Source organism: Novacetimonas pomaceti (genome assembly GCF_003207955.1).
In the GTDB taxonomy this organism is placed as follows: domain Bacteria; phylum Pseudomonadota; class Alphaproteobacteria; order Acetobacterales; family Acetobacteraceae; genus Novacetimonas; species Novacetimonas pomaceti.
In genome coordinates this window covers 153,447-167,983 of the sequence record NZ_NOXG01000002.1, presented here as the reverse complement: position 1 = coordinate 167,983, position 14,537 = coordinate 153,447, and the positions used below count along the sequence as shown (strand labels likewise).

Genomic DNA, 14,537 nt, shown 5'->3' with positions numbered 1-14,537 from the left:
TCAGCGCCTCATCCCTTGGCGCGCTCGACCTGGACCACGCCGGTTTCCGCCCGCAGCGCCGCCATGATCGATGACAGGTGCCGCAGGTCACGGACCTCGATATCGGCAAGGATCTCCATGAATTCCAGCTGCCGGTTGACGATGCGCAGGTTGACCATCACGCCTTCATGCTTGGTCGCGATATTGGTCAGCGTCGCAAGGACGGACGGTTCGTTGGCCGTCACGACACTCAGCCGCCCGACATGCGTGCCTGCCGCGTTGCGTGCGATCAGGTCATAATCCCAGTTCAGGTCCATGAAGCGTTCGGGCGTGGCGGCGAAGGTTTCCAGCGTCTGGCATCCCTGCGCATGGACCGTGATGCCCTTGCCGGTGGATACGATCCCCACGATGCGGTCACCCGGCAGCGGATGGCAGCAGCCCGCGAAATGCACCGCCATGCCCGCGCCGACGCCCGCCAGCGCCATGCCCGCCGCGTTCTTGTGCCGCGCGGCGGAAAATGACGTGGTGCTTTCGGCCGAGCGCATCGAAAGACCCGGCACCATGCGCGGCGCGCGCGGCGCGCGACGCAGTTCGGGATAGGCGGTCTGCACCACCTCACGCGCGGACAGGTTGCCATTGCCCACCGCCACGTACAGGTCCGCCACCGAGGACAGGCGCAGTTCCTTGAGCAGGCTTTCCAGCACCTTTTCCGAACCGTCCACCCCTTCCTGACGGAAGGACTTGGCCAGCGCGACGCGACCGCTGTCGAGATGCGATTCACGCTGCTGGAGCGCCACGTGCCGGCGGATGCGCGCCCGCGCCTTGCCCGTGACGACAAACCGCTCCCACGAGGGCGAGGGCGTGCCCCCGCGCGCGGTCATGATCTCCACCTGATCGCCGTTCTGCAGTTCGTGACGAAGCGGCATCAGGCGGCCGTTGATCCGTGCGCCGACGCAGCTGTCGCCCACCTGGCTGTGCACGGCATAGGCGAAATCGATCGGTGTCGCGCCACGCGGCAGGGAAATCAGCTGTCCCTTCGGCGTGAAGCAGAACACCTGATCCTGATAGAGTTCCAGCTTGGTATTTTCGAGGAATTCGTCCGGGGCCGCCGAATCCTCCAGGATGTCGAGCAGGTCCTGAACCCATGGCAGGCCGGAGACCACCTGCGACGCGTCACCGATCTTTCCATCGCCACCCTGCTTGTACAGCCAGTGGGAGGCGACGCCGTTTTCCGCGACATCGTGCATTTCCGACGTGCGGATCTGCACCTCGATCTTCTGGTTGCGCGGATGGCGCAGGGTCACGCCGGTATGAAGGCTCTGGTATCCGTTCACCTTGGGGGTGGAGATATAGTCCTTGAACCGCCCCGCGATGACCGGATAGGCCGCATGCACCGCGCCGAGCGTGACATAACATCCCTCCCGCGTGGGCACGATGATGCGGAACGCCATGATGTCCGAAAGCTGTTCAAACGCCACGTTGCGGCGCTGCATCTTTTCCCAGATGGAATAGGGCGTCTTTTCCCGGCCGGTGACCTCGACACCATGCAGCCCGGCTTCGGTGCACAGGTTCTGCAGCTCGTGCCGGATTTCCTCGATCACGTCCGCACCCTGCCCGCGCAGGTAATTGAGGCGGGCGCGGATGGTGGCCATCGCCTCGGGCTCAAGCTCCGCGAAGGAAAGGTTCTGCAGTTCGACCTTGACCTTCTCCATGCCGATGCGATCAGCCAGCGGCGCATAGATTTCCATGGTCTCGCGCGCGATGCGCTGCCTGCGGTCAAGACGCTGCACGTAATGCAGGGTGCGCATGTTGTGCAGGCGGTCCGCCAGCTTGACGATCAGGACGCGGATGTCCTTCGACATCGCCAGGACCAGCTTGCGGAAATTCTCGGCCTGCTTAGTGCGGTCGGACTGCAGTTCCAGCCGCGTCAGCTTGGTCACGCCATCGACCAGTTCCGCGATGGTCGGACCAAACTGCGCGCGCAGCTGGGCCTGCGTTACGCCCGTATCCTCGATCGTGTCATGCAAAAGCGCGGTGGCGATGGATGCCGTATCCAGCCGGAACCCCGCCAGGATATTCGCCACCGCCAGCGGATGGGTGATGTAGGGATCGCCGTTGTCGCGGGCCTGCCCCTCATGCGCGCGGTTCGCGACGTCGAACGCGCGGCGGATCAGATCGATGTCGGCGTTGGGGTCATAGGCCTGTATGCGCCGGATCAGCCCGTCGCATGAAATGACGCGCCCGGCATGGCCATCAGGCGCGTCCTGCCCCATGACGGGGACGACGCCCTTCCCCTCTGGTGGAGGCGTCAGCGCGGGGGACGTGGTGGGGGAAGCCGTCGTTTGTGTGCCAACCCGATCCGTCACATCCGTCCCCTATCGCCAGAAGAAGCCTATCGCGAACCCCGACCGCCGAGTTCCGCCTCGATGGTGGCCTCAAGTTCCTCCGCCGTCATGCCAGCGGTGTGGCGGGCCTCTTCCTCGGCCGAGACATCCTGGAGGCCGAAGATGTTCTGTTCCGTCGGGATGAGGTCGACCACCTCCTCATCGGCGGGCTCGGGCTCGGGGGCGCGGGCCAGCGAACGCAGCAGATCGCTCTTGACCTGATCCAGACTGATTGTCTGGTCCGCGATTTCACGCAGGGCGACAACAGGATTCTTGTCGTTGTCGCGATCGATCGTCAGTTCCTCGCCGCGCGACAGGGCGCGGGCGCGCTGGGCCGCCAGCAGCACCAGTTCAAAACGGTTGGGAACCCGCTCAACGCAGTCCTCGACAGTGACGCGTGCCATCAGGCCAGACTCCGGTTTTCTATGAAACAATATATCGGTTGAACCACATCAGATACCCCCACCCGCCCTGCAACGCAAGCACGCTGTTGCATCATGTCAGTCCGGCAGGCGGGCGATGGGCTGGTCCGCGACGCGGGCAAGCAGGGTGCCAAGCGCGTCCCCGCTGACGGGATCGCGCCAGTCCGGCGCGACATCGCGCAGCGGCAGCAGCACGAAGGCGCGCTGGCATGCGCGCGGATGCGGAAGGATGGGGTCGGGCCTGGCGCGGACAATGTTGCCCATCGCGATGATATCAAGATCCAGCGGCCGCGCGGCATTGATATATGTACGTACGCGCCCGGCCCGTGCCTCGATCTCCTGCAGGGCCGACAGCAGTGCTTCGGGGCGGATGTCGCCATGTGCGCGCACGACGCCATTGACGTACGGGGGCTGTCCCGACGGCGGGACGGGCGCGCTTTCATACCAGTGGGAAACGGCATCGACATGGATGTCCGCAATCCGCCCTATTTCCGCCACAGCCCAGTGGCATGTCTGGAGTGGCCCCTCCCCCGTGCGGCGGGGCAGGTTCGCCCCTATCGCCACGAGGATGCCAGTTGACCCCCCATTGCAACCGGGCACCTTATCGTGCGTATCCATGTCGTGATTAATAACATGATTGGATGATTTGTTATCTCTTGGATGATTTGTTATCTCAAAGTTTATGACTAAATCGGTACGGATACCGTCGCGCCGGGGATCACCGCCATGACACATCCCTGCGAACATCCGGCGAACCGGATCGCAGGGATCACAGAACATGGAATTTCAATTGTCCGCCGCGCATGCCGGGTTACCTCTTTCAGGGACGCTTACTAATGTTCTTTCAGCCTCAGGAACGGCTTTGTCTTTTTATTGACGGAACCAGCCTGTATTCAGCCTCGCGCAACCTCGGGTTCGAGGTTGACTATCGTAAACTCCTGTCCTTTTTCAGATCGAAATCGAATGTCCTGCGTGCCTATTATTATTCCGCGGTGCTGGAAACCGAGGAGTATTCGCCGCTCAAGCCGCTGACGGACTGGCTTGTCTATAACGGCTATTTCCTGGTGACGAAGACGGCGCGCGAATATACCGACCATGCCGGGCGCCGCCGTGTAAAGGGCAACATGGACATCGAACTTGCGGTGGACATGCTGGAAATGGCGCCGAAGATCGACCATGCCGTCCTCTTCAGCGGCGATGCGGATTTTCGGCGTCTGCTTGAGGCCGTGCAGCGTCAGGGCGTGCGCACGACGGTGATCGCGTCCATCAAGACGTCGCCGCCCCTGATTGGCGACGAACTGCGACGTCAGGCCGACCAGTTTGTCGAACTGGCGGACATCGCATCGCACTTTACCCGGCGCCAGATCGAAAGCCGCACGTCGCGTCCGTCCGCCCCGGCGCCAGTGCGGCATCCGGCCGACCACCTGAGCGACCTGCCGGAAGAATAGGAAGAATAAGGAAACGAAGGCGGGAATTCCTTTCCATGGCCCTTCCCCGACCGGGAAGGGCCATGGAATTCATTCCGCTCCTCAGCCTTCGAGCTGAAGGGTCTCACGCGTCCAGTCGCGGGTCTTGGCGCACAGGTCGGGATTGTCCGACAGGCGCTTGCCATAGGACGGGATCATCTTGCGCAGGCGATCCTCCCACTGTGGCAGGCGATCGGCAAAGCAGCGCTGGATGACCGACAGCATGATCGGCGCTGCGGTGGACGCCCCCGGCGATGCCCCCAGCAGGCCCGCGATCGAACCGTTCGCCCCGGTCACGACCTCCGTCCCGAACTGCAGCACGCCCCCCTTCGCGGCGTCCTTCTTGATGACCTGGACGCGCTGGCCCGCAGTGATCAGTTCCCAGTCGCTGCTGCGCGCGTCCGGCACGAAATCACGCAGCGCCTTCATCCGGTCCTCGTTCGACTGCATGACCTGCTGGATAAGGTATTTCGTCAGCGGCCAGTTGTCGCGGGCCACCGCCAGCATCGCGCCGATATTGTCCATGCGGATCGAACGCGGCAGGTCCAGCCACGACCCGTTCTTGAGGAACTTGGTCGAGAACCCGGCATACGGCCCGAACAGCAGCCCTTCGCGCCCGTCGATCACGCGGGTATCGAGGTGCGGGACCGACATTGGCGGCGCGCCCACCGATGCCTTGCCATAGACCTTGGCATGGTGGCGGGCCACGATGTCGGGGTTGGTGCAGCGCAGGAACTGCCCGCTGACGGGGAAGCCACCGATGCCGCGCGCCTCCGGAATGCCGCTTTTCTGCAGCAGCGGCAGCGCGCCGCCACCCGCGCCGACGAACACGAAACGCGCCGACACGTCGCGCGCCGCCCCGTCATGCATGCCACGCACCGACACGGTCCATCCCGACCCCGCCTGGCGCAGGTTGGTCACTTCGTGGGCGAGGTTGAGGTCAAATCCCGGCCCGGCGCACAGCACGTCCACCAGCTTGTGCGTCAGGGCCCCGAAATTGACGTCGGTTCCGGCAGGGTGATGCGTCGCGGCCAGCGGCGTGCCCGGCCTGCGCCCGTCCATCACCAGCGGCATCCATTGCGCCAGCTGCGCGGTGTCGGTGGAATACGCCATGCCCGCGAACAGCGGATGATCCTTCAGCGCGTCATAGCGACGCTGGAGGAAATCGACATTCTCCGGCCCCCAGACGAAGCTCATGTGCGCGATGGGGTTGAGGAAATCGCGCGGGGAGGCAATCAGGCCGGCATCCACAAGATAGGACCAGAACTGCCGTGAAACCTGAAAGGCCTCGTTGACGTTGACCGCCTTGGAAATATCGATTTCGCCACCCGCGCCCATGGGGGTGTAATTCAGTTCGCACAGCGCGGAATGGCCCGTGCCGGCATTGTTCCAGCCGTTGGAGCTTTCGAGCGCGACGTCATCAAGACGCCCGAACAGCGCGATCGACAGTCCGGGCTCCAGTTGCTTGAGCATCACGCCGAGCGTGGCGCTCATGATACCGCCGCCGACAAGGACGACATCATAGGTGGAATCGGCAGTGGTAGGCTGAGAGGTCATGATATTCTCCGCTTCGGCGTCGGACAGTGATGTCATGGCTGCGATCGTGCGTTCCGGGCAGCCTGCCGGTGGCGCGGGACAGGCCGGTCCGGGGCGTCCCCGATTGGCCATGCCACGCCGGATTTCCTGCTTCCGCGTTCCGACATGCCCGGCGCGCGGATACCGTCCGGCCCATGCCTGCGTCCCGCGTGCGTTTCCCCCGGATTACGGGGGGACAGGCACGCCGGACGCTGGCGGGCATGACAGCGATAGTCATTCCTCATGCCATTGGCGACGTCATTGTGGCGCATCATCTTTGTGCGAGGGCGAAGGATCGGGACGCATCCCTGCATCCCGTGCATGGCATTCATGCGGCATCCACGCCCGGCCCCGCGATGCGATAGCCGTTGCGGATCATGGAGATGGCCACCATGCACGACAGGACGCGCGTGGACAGGGAATCCGCACGGCTGGTCAGGATCACGGGCACCCGCGCGCCAAGGACGATGCCCGCCGCCTGCGCCCCCCCGAGGAAGGTCATCTGCTTGGCGAGGATATTGCCTGCCTCCAGGTCGGGAACGATCAGGATGTCGGCCTGCCCCCCGATGGGGGAATGCACGCCCTTGCATCGCGCGGCCTCCGGGCTCAGCGCGTTGTCGAATGCCAGCGGGCCATCGACGATGCCGCCGGTGATCTGTCCCCTGTCCGCCATCTTGCAGATGATCGCGGCGTCCAGCGTTGACTGCAGGCCGGGATTGACCGTTTCCACCGCCGACAGCAGCGCCACGCGCGGGCAGGCGATTCCCAGCATGTGCGCAAGGTCGATCGCGTTGCGCACGATGTCGCGCCGCACATCGAGGTCGGGGGCGATGTTGACCGCCCCGTCGCTGACCAGCAGCGGCCGCCCCACCCCCGGCAGGTCGAGGACATAGACATGGCTCATCCACCGATCGGTGCGCAGCCCGCCTTCATGATGGCCGATTTCATGAAGGTAGACGCGCGAATGCAGCGCCCCCTTCATCAGGACGGCGACCTCCCCGTCGCGGGCCATCCGTACCCCGCGCTGCGCCGCCTGCGCGTCATCGATGGCCTCCACGATGCGGCAGGGCGTGATGTCGAGGGCCTCTTCTTGCGCGATCTCGCGGATCCGGGCCGCAGGTCCGATCAGGACGGGCTGGGCCAGCCCACGGCGCAGCAGTTCGCACGCGGCACGCAGCGACACCGCGCTGCAGGGATAGATGATGCCGACCGGCAGCGGCGGGGTGCCATGCAGCGTGGCGGCGAGATCATCGAAAAAATGCAGCGCGGGCGTCGTGGCAGACGTCGTCATGGGACTTTCCAGCAGACAGACAGAACAGGAAGCGTCCCCTTCCTTGCCACACAGTGGGGGGGGCCTCGCGCATCATCTTTACGCGACCACTCCGCCACCCTGACCACCCCGCCGTGACATCCACGCCCCCATTGGGCAAGCTTGTGACAACCTTCTGCCCGCATTGCGGGTTTTCATAGGATGCTTGAACCATTCAGGAGCCCTGACATGTCTTCTCTGGTCGGTTTTATCGGTTTTGGCGCGATGGCCTGCCGCATGGGTGCCAACCTGCGCAAGGCGGGTTACGACATCGTGGCCTATACCCCCTCGGGCAAGGGGGGCGACGGCAGCGTGCGCTTCCTTCCCACGCCCCGCGCGCTGGCGCAGGAGGCCGATATCGTCCTCGTCTCCGTCCCCGATGACGAGGCGCTGGACAAATCCATGTCCGGCCCCGACGGGGCGCTGGCGGGCATGAAATCCGGCGGCCTGCTGATCAACACCAGTTCCGTGGCACCCGAAACCTCGGTCGCGCTGGCGAAACAGGGGGCCGCGTCGGGCATCACGGTGCTCGACGCCCCTGTCGCGGGCAGCACGCCAGAGGCCGAATCCGCCAATCTGGTGGTCCTGGTGGGGGGGAGCGCGGCCGATGTCGCGCGCGCGCAGCCCATTTTCGACGCCATCGGGCGGCTGACCATCCATGCCGGCCCGTCGGGAAGCGGATCGAAGCTGAAGCTGGTCATCAACGGCATCATGGGTGCCACCCTGTCCGTCGTGGCCGAAGGCGTGGCCTATGGGCTGGCGTCCGGGCTGGAACGCGGCATGCTGTTTGACGCGCTGGATGCGGTGCCGGTCATCTCCCCCCATCACAAGCGCAAGCTCAAGGCGGCGAAGGCCGGTGATTTCAGCCCGCAGTTCCCCACGCGCCTGATGCAGAAGGACATGCGCCTGCTGATGACCGACGCCGCGCGGCAGATGGCCCCGATGCCCGCCACGGCCGCCGCGACACAGTCGCTGAGCCTGACGCGACGCCGTTACCCGAACGAGGATTATTCCGCCCTGTTCGCCATCATGGAAAAGATGGTCGCCAACGACACGCCGTAAATCCCCCTCCCGTCACGCCATGCGGATCACGTCAGATCCGTCCGCGCGCCATCGCCGCCATGACCGCCAGCCGGTCGCCGATGCCGCGCGCGGCCACGGCGTCGGGGTCCCGCGCAACACCGGCCCGCAGGTCGCGCCGCCCCAGCACCGTAGGCAGCGCGGCCGGCAGCACGGCACGCGGCAGGCGGGGCGCCGCCTGCATGGCCTGCGTGTAAAACGCCTCCCCCTCGGTCCGCAGCGCATCGTGCAGTGCCGCCAGCTGCCGGGGCGTGGCATGGCCCTCACGCGCGCCATCGCGGGTCAGGGATACGGCCTCCAGCGCCGTATCCGGCAGGGGACAGCGCCCCGAACGCAGCACAACAGCCAGATGCCGCGCCAGCGCACCCGCGCCGTAAAGCGCCCCCATGTCCGCGACCGCGGCCCGGCATGCCGCGTCATCGCAGCCGATCGCTTCGGCCATGGCGCGCTGCACCCCGCCCGCCCCCAGGCGCATGTTCGCGCGCCACGCATCCCAGTCCGGCAGGCCGTCAAGTTCACATTCGCGCGCATCGACAATCCCGCGCACGGTGTCCGCGTCCACCCTGCCGCGTGACAGCAGGTCCACAAGGGCGATCGCCACCGGATGGCGCTGCGGGTCGCCGCCATCGATCACGTCGCGCCACCACTGCAGCCGGATCATCCCCGCGATCGGCCCCGCCACCGCCCATGATGCAGGAGTCGACAGCGCGCGAACGCACTCGTGATTGAAGGCGATCAGGGTCATCGCCGCCTCACGCGCGGGGGCGGGGACAAACAGGGCGCACAGGAAACGGTCCGGATCGAAACGCCGCGCGATCGCGCCACATTCGGACAGGCCATCGGTGGATTGTGCTGCATCCTGTGCAGTGGTCATGACGTTAGGGATCCATGCGTTACGATGAAGCCACGCCCGCGTGCGTGACTTGACGCACCCGCCGTGCGCCCATAGCTGTTTAGGGGTAGCGGTGAGATACCGCCTTTTGCAATTGCCAGGAGAACGTTCATGGCCTTCGAATTGCCCTCCCTTCCCTTCGCCTACAATGCGCTTGCCGCGCGTGGCATGTGCCAGGAAACCCTGGAACTGCATCATGACAAGCATCATCAGGCTTATGTGACGGCGCTGAACGGATTTGTCGAATCCAAGCCTGCCCTGCAGGGCAAGTCGCTGGAAGAGATCATCCTGATGGTCAAGGGCGACCCGGCGCAGGCCCCGGTGTTCAACAATGCGGGACAGCACTGGAACCACATCCTGTTCTGGCAGAACCTGTCGCCCAAGGGCGGCGTGATGCCGGATTCCGTGTCCAAGAAGCTGGTCGAGGATTTCGGCAGCATCGAAAAGTTCAAGGCCGACTTCAAGGCGGCTGCCGCCTCGCAGTTCGGTTCGGGCTGGGCATGGCTGGTCCTTGGCCCCGATGGCAAGCTGGCGGTGACGAAGACGGCCAATGGCTCCAACCCGCTGGCCGAAGGCCAGGGCAAGGTGCTACTGGGCCTCGACGTGTGGGAACATTCCTACTACCTCGATTTCCGCAACCGTCGTCCCGACTATATCGTCAACTACCTCGACAAGCTGGCGAACTACGAATTTGCCGAAGCGCAGCTCAAGGCCGCGTAAGGCATCGCCACGGCATTGCCGGGCGGCCCCGCGGTCGCCATGATGAAGCCCGGTCGCAAGCGCGGCCGGGTTTTTTGTTTCCCCCTTCCCCCGCATCCAGACGGGGCATGACAAAGGCATGCAGGATTCCGCGATGACCCTTCATTCATGGTGGCTGTTTTCCGTCGCCGTCTTTCTTCTCTGCGCCATTCCCGGTCCCAACATGCTCCATGTCCTGACACGCAGCGTCTATTTCGGCGTGCGGCGCACGACCGCGACGATGGCGGGCTGCCTGCTGGCGCTGCTGGTGGCGCTGGGCGCGTCCGTGGCGGGGCTGAGCGCCGCGCTGGCGGCCTCACCCCGGCTGTTTGGCGCCCTGCGCGTGGTGGGGGCGTGCTATCTCGTCTATCTCGGGATCAGGGCATGGCGGGCGCATGACGGGTCCGACAACCCGGCGCAGGGGGCACTCGACGCGGTGCCGGACGTCGGGTCGGGCACCGCGTTCGCGCTGTTTCGCGGCGGCTTCCTGGTGGCGATCAGCAACCCGAAGCTGCTGCTGTTCGCGGCGGCGTTCTTTCCGCAGTTCATCAACCCCGCGGCCCCGCGCCTGCCGCAGTTTTCCATACTTGTCATAACGTTCGCGACCATCGAGACGGCATGGTACATGGTCTATGCGGTGGGCGGCCGCAAGATGGCGACCTATCTGGCGCGACCGGCGCTGAAACGGACCTTCAACCGCCTGACCGGGGGGATTTTCATCGGTTTCGGCGCGATCCTGCTGCGCGCGCGCGCCTGATCCCCCCGATCCTTCCGGCTTCCAGCCGCGTGGCGTCAGCCCTTGGCGGGCGGCGTCACGTCATTGGCGGGCTTGGCGACGCTGGTGATGACGCTGGTGATGGTATCGCGCAGGACGGTCACGCGCACATTGGGGGCGATTTCGACCTCGACCTCGTTCGATCCCTCGGCCACTTTCTGGACGACCGCGACGATACCGCCCCCGGTCAGCACACGATCCCCCCGGCGCAGGGAGGAAAGCTGGCTGCGCAGCTGCTTCTGCTTGAGCTGCTGCGGGCGGATCAGCAGGAAGTAGAAAATCCCGAACATGGCCACATAAGGCAGGATGGACACCAGGCCCTCGGCGCTGAATCCACCGCCACCAGCGGACTGGGCATAGGCCGGTGTGGTCAGGAAATTATCAAAAAGAGAACTCATCGGCAGGTTTCCGGCATGATACGGGTTTGAACGGGTTGCAGGGTTGCGATGCGGACCATAGTTTTCGCCTGTTTCCCGTCAAGGCGTCAGTTCGCCATTCAACATGGTCCGACGCGCTCCGGATATCAGTCAGCTTACGCTGTCGCCTTCATGTCCATGAATCAGGATCGACGATGGATTCCAATCTGCTCCCAGTTCTCGAACGCATTGCCTCCGCGCTGGAGCGCCTGTCCCCGCCCGCCCCCAGCCTGAAGGGGCTTGAGGCCGCCGATGCCTTCATCTGGCACCCGTCGCTGGGGCGGCTGTCACCCGTGACGCAGGTGGCGCATGTCGATATCGGCCTGCTGCGCGGTGTGGAACGCCAGCGTAACCTGCTTTTGGACAATACGCTGCACTTCGCCAAAGGGTTGCCCGCCAACAACGCCATGCTGTGGGGCGCGCGCGGGATGGGCAAGTCGTCGCTGGTCAAGGCGGCGCACGCGCAGGCGAACCTTGTGGACGGAAAGCCCGCGGCACCGGGCAGCGGCCGGCTGGCGCTGGTGGAAATCCAGCGCGAGGACCTTGCCACGCTGCCGGAGCTCCTTGTCCTGCTGCGTGACAACACGCGCCGCTTCATCGTCTTTTGCGACGACCTGTCGTTCGAGCGGGAGGACGCGGATTACAAGGCGCTGAAGTCCGTTCTTGATGGCGGCATTGCCGGACGTCCGGAAAACGTGCTGTTCTATGCCACGTCGAACCGCCGTCACCTGATGCCGCGCGAGATGATCGAGAACGAGAGTTCGACCGCCATCAACACCGCCGAGGCGACGGAGGAGAAGGTCTCCCTCTCCGACCGCTTCGGGCTGTGGATCGGTTTCCACAACTGCGCGCAGGATACCTTCATGGACATGGTGCGCGGATACGCCCGCGAACGTCACCTGCAAATCGATGACGCGGAACTGGTGCGCCGGGCCAACGCATGGTCTCTGGCGCGGGGCGGACGTTCGGGCCGCGTGGCATTCCAGTTCATCGAGGATCTTACGGCAGAACTTTCCGCGCGGGAATGATCCATCACATGGTTCACATCGCGGCGATGATGCATAATGACGCGCTGGCAGGGGTCAGGACGCCCCTGCCGGGCGGATGTCGTTGCCACACGACAGGGACAGGGGAGATGTGACAAAGTATGATTGCGCGGAACCATTCATGCTTCCCGCGAAAAAGATCCTTATATACCGTTGGGCCATCATCCCGCCCGCGCATTCGACAGACGCAACGCCACACCATGTGATCCCTGGCACGTCCGATCGCCACGGCCATCTTCAAAACCAAGAGAGACAATGGACAAATTGCTTTCGTCAGACAGCGTGCCGCCCGTGACCACAGGCCGACGTGACCTGCGTCGCATCCATGCGCACCCTGACAACTGGTATCCCGTTGCATGGTCACGTGAACTGCGCCCCGGGAAAACAATCGGAACGCGTTACGCCGGGCTGCCGATCGCGCTGGTGCGCCCGCGCGAGGGAGGAAGCGTCTTTGCGCTGGAAGACCGCTGCGCCCACCGGCAGGTGCCCCTGAGCAAGGGAACAGTCAAGGGCGACTCGGTGCAATGCTGCTATCACGGCTGGGCCTATGGCCGGTCGGGCCGCTGCATCGACGTGCCCTATCTGGGCAAGGGCAAGCTGCCCAACGGCGTGCGCACCTATCCATGCCGTGAACAGGACGGCCTGATCTTCATCTTCCCCGGAGACCCCGAAAAGGCCGGGGCACAGCCCCTGCCCGCGCTGGCGCAGGTGGCGAACCCCGCCTACAAGACGCGCCGCTTTGGCCGCACCATCAAGTGCCATTACAGTTTCATGCATGAGAACCTGATGGATATGAACCACCAGTTCATGCACATGAAGCAGATGGGCGAGATGAAGCCACGCTTCCTGGGTCAGGAACGCACGCCCAACATGGTGGAGGCGCGCTACAGCTTTGCCCGCACCGGTGGCAAGCAGCCGATCGGCGAGGCGCTGATTTTCGGGCAGAAGCGCGACAACAGCGAAAAATATGCCCATCGCGACGTCATGACGATCCGCACCGTCTATCCCCACCAGACGCTGTCGATTCGCACCGGCGACAACGACCCGGTCATGGACCTGTGGATTTCCTATGTCCCGCAGGACGCGAAACAGCTGACGAACCGGGTCTTTGGCCTGCTGTCGATCAAGCGTCCGGGCATACCGGGCCTGCTGGATCTGGCCTGGCCCTTCCTGACCGCCTTTACCGAGCGGATTTTCCGCGAGGACCGCGAAATCGTGGAAATGGAACAGGAAGCCTGGAACGAGCAGAACGGCGATCGCAACCAGGAAATTTTTCCCGTGATCTGCAACCTGCGCGAACTGCTGGCGGAATGCGGGCTGCCGGCCAGCTACGACACCCCCGTGGACGCCACCGTGGCCGATGACATCCCCGCCGATGTCCCCGAACAGGCAGGCATATGACAACCGGCGGACAGTCACGGTTTTCAGGCACGGCGCTGGAGGCGGGCGAGTACCGCCTGCGTGAGGTCCGGGCCAGCGATGCGCCCGTCATGCATCGCCTGATCAATGACTGGAGCGTGGTGCGCATGCTCAGCCGCGTGCCGTTTCCCTATCCGCGCGGACTGACGGATGAATGGATCGCCTCCACCATCGAACAGTCGCGCAATGGCGATGCCTATCACTTCGCCATCACCTGTCCGCAGGCGGCAAGCCCGGATGAGCTGATCGGCTGCATCGGGCTGCGCATCGACCGCGCGGGCCGGACGGGAACGCTGGGATACTGGGTGGCGCGGACACACTGGAACCGCAAGGTCGCCACCACCGCGGCGGGGCGGCTGGCGCGGTGGGCCATGGCCAACCTGCCGATTGAACGGCTGACGGCGTCGGCCGCCCATGACAACCATGCCTCCATCGCCGTGCTGCGCCGCATCGGCTTTCGGGAGGTGGGGACCGGCCATCAGGAATTCGTCTCCCGCGGGGGGGAATATCCCGTCCTGTGCTTCGAGGCACGGCATGCCGACCTGTCCGGCACGGGCGCCCCCGCGCCGGGGGAGGAAAGCGACCTTCCCCGCCAGAAGAAAAGCGTGCTGGTCGCCGCCGTCGCGCTGATCGACACGGATGGCCGCATCCTGCTGGCCCGCCGCCCCGAAGGCAAACCCATGGCGGGGCTATGGGAATTTCCGGGCGGCAAGGTCGAACCCGGCGAAACGCCGGAAGCAGCCCTGATCCGCGAACTGGACGAGGAGCTTGGCATTGACGTCGCGCGTTCCTGTCTGGCGCCGTTTACCTTCGTCTCCCACGATTATGGGCATTTCCACCTTCTGATGCCGCTATATGTCTGTCATCGGTGGAAAAACACCCCGACCCCGCGTGAGGGGCAGACCCTGGAATGGGTCGCGGCGAACCGGCTGCATGAATATGCCATGCCGGACGCCGACAGGCCGCTGGTGCCGCTGCTGCGCGACCTGATCTGAACCGACCCCGCGACAGGGCCGGTTTCCCCATGGACCCGACC

The 14,537-nt window shown here is 64.8% G+C and carries 15 protein-coding genes; 7 read left to right on the top strand and 8 right to left on the bottom strand.

The window, feature by feature from the left end:
- Nucleotides 1-8: 8 nt before the first annotated feature.
- The 3 genes from CFR71_RS03125 to folK form a co-directional block, all read right to left on the bottom strand.
- Entirely contained in the window at nucleotides 9-2,252 is a 2,244-nt protein-coding gene (locus CFR71_RS03125) for a RelA/SpoT family protein (protein WP_110526889.1), read from the bottom strand.
- Between the two features lie 119 nt (nucleotides 2,253-2,371).
- A complete protein-coding gene (gene rpoZ / locus CFR71_RS03120; RefSeq protein ID WP_110095458.1) occupies nucleotides 2,372-2,767 on the bottom strand; it encodes a DNA-directed RNA polymerase subunit omega in 396 nt (131 codons plus the stop codon).
- 96 nt (nucleotides 2,768-2,863) lie between these two features.
- Nucleotides 2,864-3,403 carry a 2-amino-4-hydroxy-6-hydroxymethyldihydropteridine diphosphokinase gene (gene folK, locus CFR71_RS03115; protein ID WP_110526887.1) on the bottom strand — a complete coding sequence of 180 codons (540 nt, stop codon included), beginning with the start codon at nucleotides 3,401-3,403 and terminating at the stop codon, nucleotides 2,864-2,866.
- 218 nt (nucleotides 3,404-3,621) lie between these two features.
- Here folK and CFR71_RS03110 point away from each other — a divergent pair, with 218 nt between their 5' ends.
- Complete coding sequence (locus tag CFR71_RS03110) at nucleotides 3,622-4,233, top strand: LabA-like NYN domain-containing protein (RefSeq protein ID WP_110526885.1); 612 nt, start codon at nucleotides 3,622-3,624, stop codon at nucleotides 4,231-4,233.
- 81 nt (nucleotides 4,234-4,314) lie between these two features.
- On the opposite strand, the gene CFR71_RS03105 is transcribed toward CFR71_RS03110, so the two are convergent.
- The 3 genes from CFR71_RS03105 to CFR71_RS03095 all read right to left on the bottom strand — a co-directional run bounded on the left by CFR71_RS03105 (nucleotide 4,315) and on the right by CFR71_RS03095 (nucleotide 7,117).
- Nucleotides 4,315-5,808 (bottom strand): malate:quinone oxidoreductase, encoded by a 1,494-nt coding sequence (locus tag CFR71_RS03105; RefSeq protein WP_110527521.1) that lies wholly within the window; start codon nucleotides 5,806-5,808, stop codon nucleotides 4,315-4,317.
- 32 nt (nucleotides 5,809-5,840) lie between these two features.
- On the bottom strand, nucleotides 5,841-6,071 hold the full coding sequence (locus CFR71_RS03100) for a hypothetical protein (protein ID WP_133250248.1): 231 nt from the start codon (nucleotides 6,069-6,071) through the stop codon (nucleotides 5,841-5,843).
- An 83-nt stretch (nucleotides 6,072-6,154) separates the two neighbouring features.
- A complete protein-coding gene (locus CFR71_RS03095; protein ID WP_110526881.1) occupies nucleotides 6,155-7,117 on the bottom strand; it encodes a bifunctional enoyl-CoA hydratase/phosphate acetyltransferase in 963 nt (320 codons plus the stop codon).
- A 207-nt stretch (nucleotides 7,118-7,324) separates the two neighbouring features.
- On the opposite strand from CFR71_RS03095, the gene CFR71_RS03090 reads away from it, so the two are divergent.
- Nucleotides 7,325-8,197, top strand: coding sequence for an NAD(P)-dependent oxidoreductase (locus CFR71_RS03090; protein ID WP_110526879.1), 873 nt, complete (start codon nucleotides 7,325-7,327; stop codon nucleotides 8,195-8,197).
- 31 nt (nucleotides 8,198-8,228) lie between these two features.
- Here CFR71_RS03090 and CFR71_RS03085 read toward each other — a convergent pair whose 3' ends face one another.
- Nucleotides 8,229-9,089: a phytoene/squalene synthase family protein gene (locus tag CFR71_RS03085; protein ID WP_110526876.1), complete on the bottom strand. Its 861-nt coding sequence runs from the start codon at nucleotides 9,087-9,089 to the stop codon at nucleotides 8,229-8,231.
- Between the two features lie 129 nt (nucleotides 9,090-9,218).
- Here CFR71_RS03085 and CFR71_RS03080 point away from each other — a divergent pair, with 129 nt between their 5' ends.
- The gene (locus CFR71_RS03080; protein WP_110526874.1) at nucleotides 9,219-9,827 is read left to right on the top strand and encodes a superoxide dismutase; all 609 of its coding nucleotides are present in this window, start codon (nucleotides 9,219-9,221) and stop codon (nucleotides 9,825-9,827) included.
- A 133-nt stretch (nucleotides 9,828-9,960) separates the two neighbouring features.
- Nucleotides 9,961-10,602: a LysE family translocator gene (locus tag CFR71_RS03075; RefSeq protein WP_110527518.1), complete on the top strand. Its 642-nt coding sequence runs from the start codon at nucleotides 9,961-9,963 to the stop codon at nucleotides 10,600-10,602.
- Nucleotides 10,603-10,637: 35 nt separating this feature from the next.
- Here the strand turns inward: CFR71_RS03075 and yajC are convergent, their stop codons facing one another.
- Nucleotides 10,638-11,018 carry a preprotein translocase subunit YajC gene (yajC, locus tag CFR71_RS03070; RefSeq protein ID WP_110526872.1) on the bottom strand — a complete coding sequence of 127 codons (381 nt, stop codon included), beginning with the start codon at nucleotides 11,016-11,018 and terminating at the stop codon, nucleotides 10,638-10,640.
- Between the two features lie 173 nt (nucleotides 11,019-11,191).
- Between yajC and CFR71_RS03065 the strand changes: the two genes are divergently transcribed.
- The 3 genes from CFR71_RS03065 (at nucleotide 11,192) to mutT (ending at nucleotide 14,496) form a co-directional block, all read left to right on the top strand.
- The gene (locus CFR71_RS03065) at nucleotides 11,192-12,064 is read left to right on the top strand and encodes an ATP-binding protein (protein WP_110526870.1); all 873 of its coding nucleotides are present in this window, start codon (nucleotides 11,192-11,194) and stop codon (nucleotides 12,062-12,064) included.
- Between the two features lie 273 nt (nucleotides 12,065-12,337).
- Nucleotides 12,338-13,483, top strand: coding sequence for an aromatic ring-hydroxylating oxygenase subunit alpha (locus CFR71_RS03060; RefSeq protein WP_110526867.1), 1,146 nt, complete (start codon nucleotides 12,338-12,340; stop codon nucleotides 13,481-13,483).
- Complete coding sequence (gene mutT, locus CFR71_RS17115; RefSeq protein ID WP_110526865.1) at nucleotides 13,480-14,496, top strand: 8-oxo-dGTP diphosphatase MutT; 1,017 nt, start codon at nucleotides 13,480-13,482, stop codon at nucleotides 14,494-14,496. The genes CFR71_RS03060 and mutT overlap by 4 nt, the downstream gene beginning before the upstream one ends.
- Nucleotides 14,497-14,537: the final 41 nt, after the last annotated feature.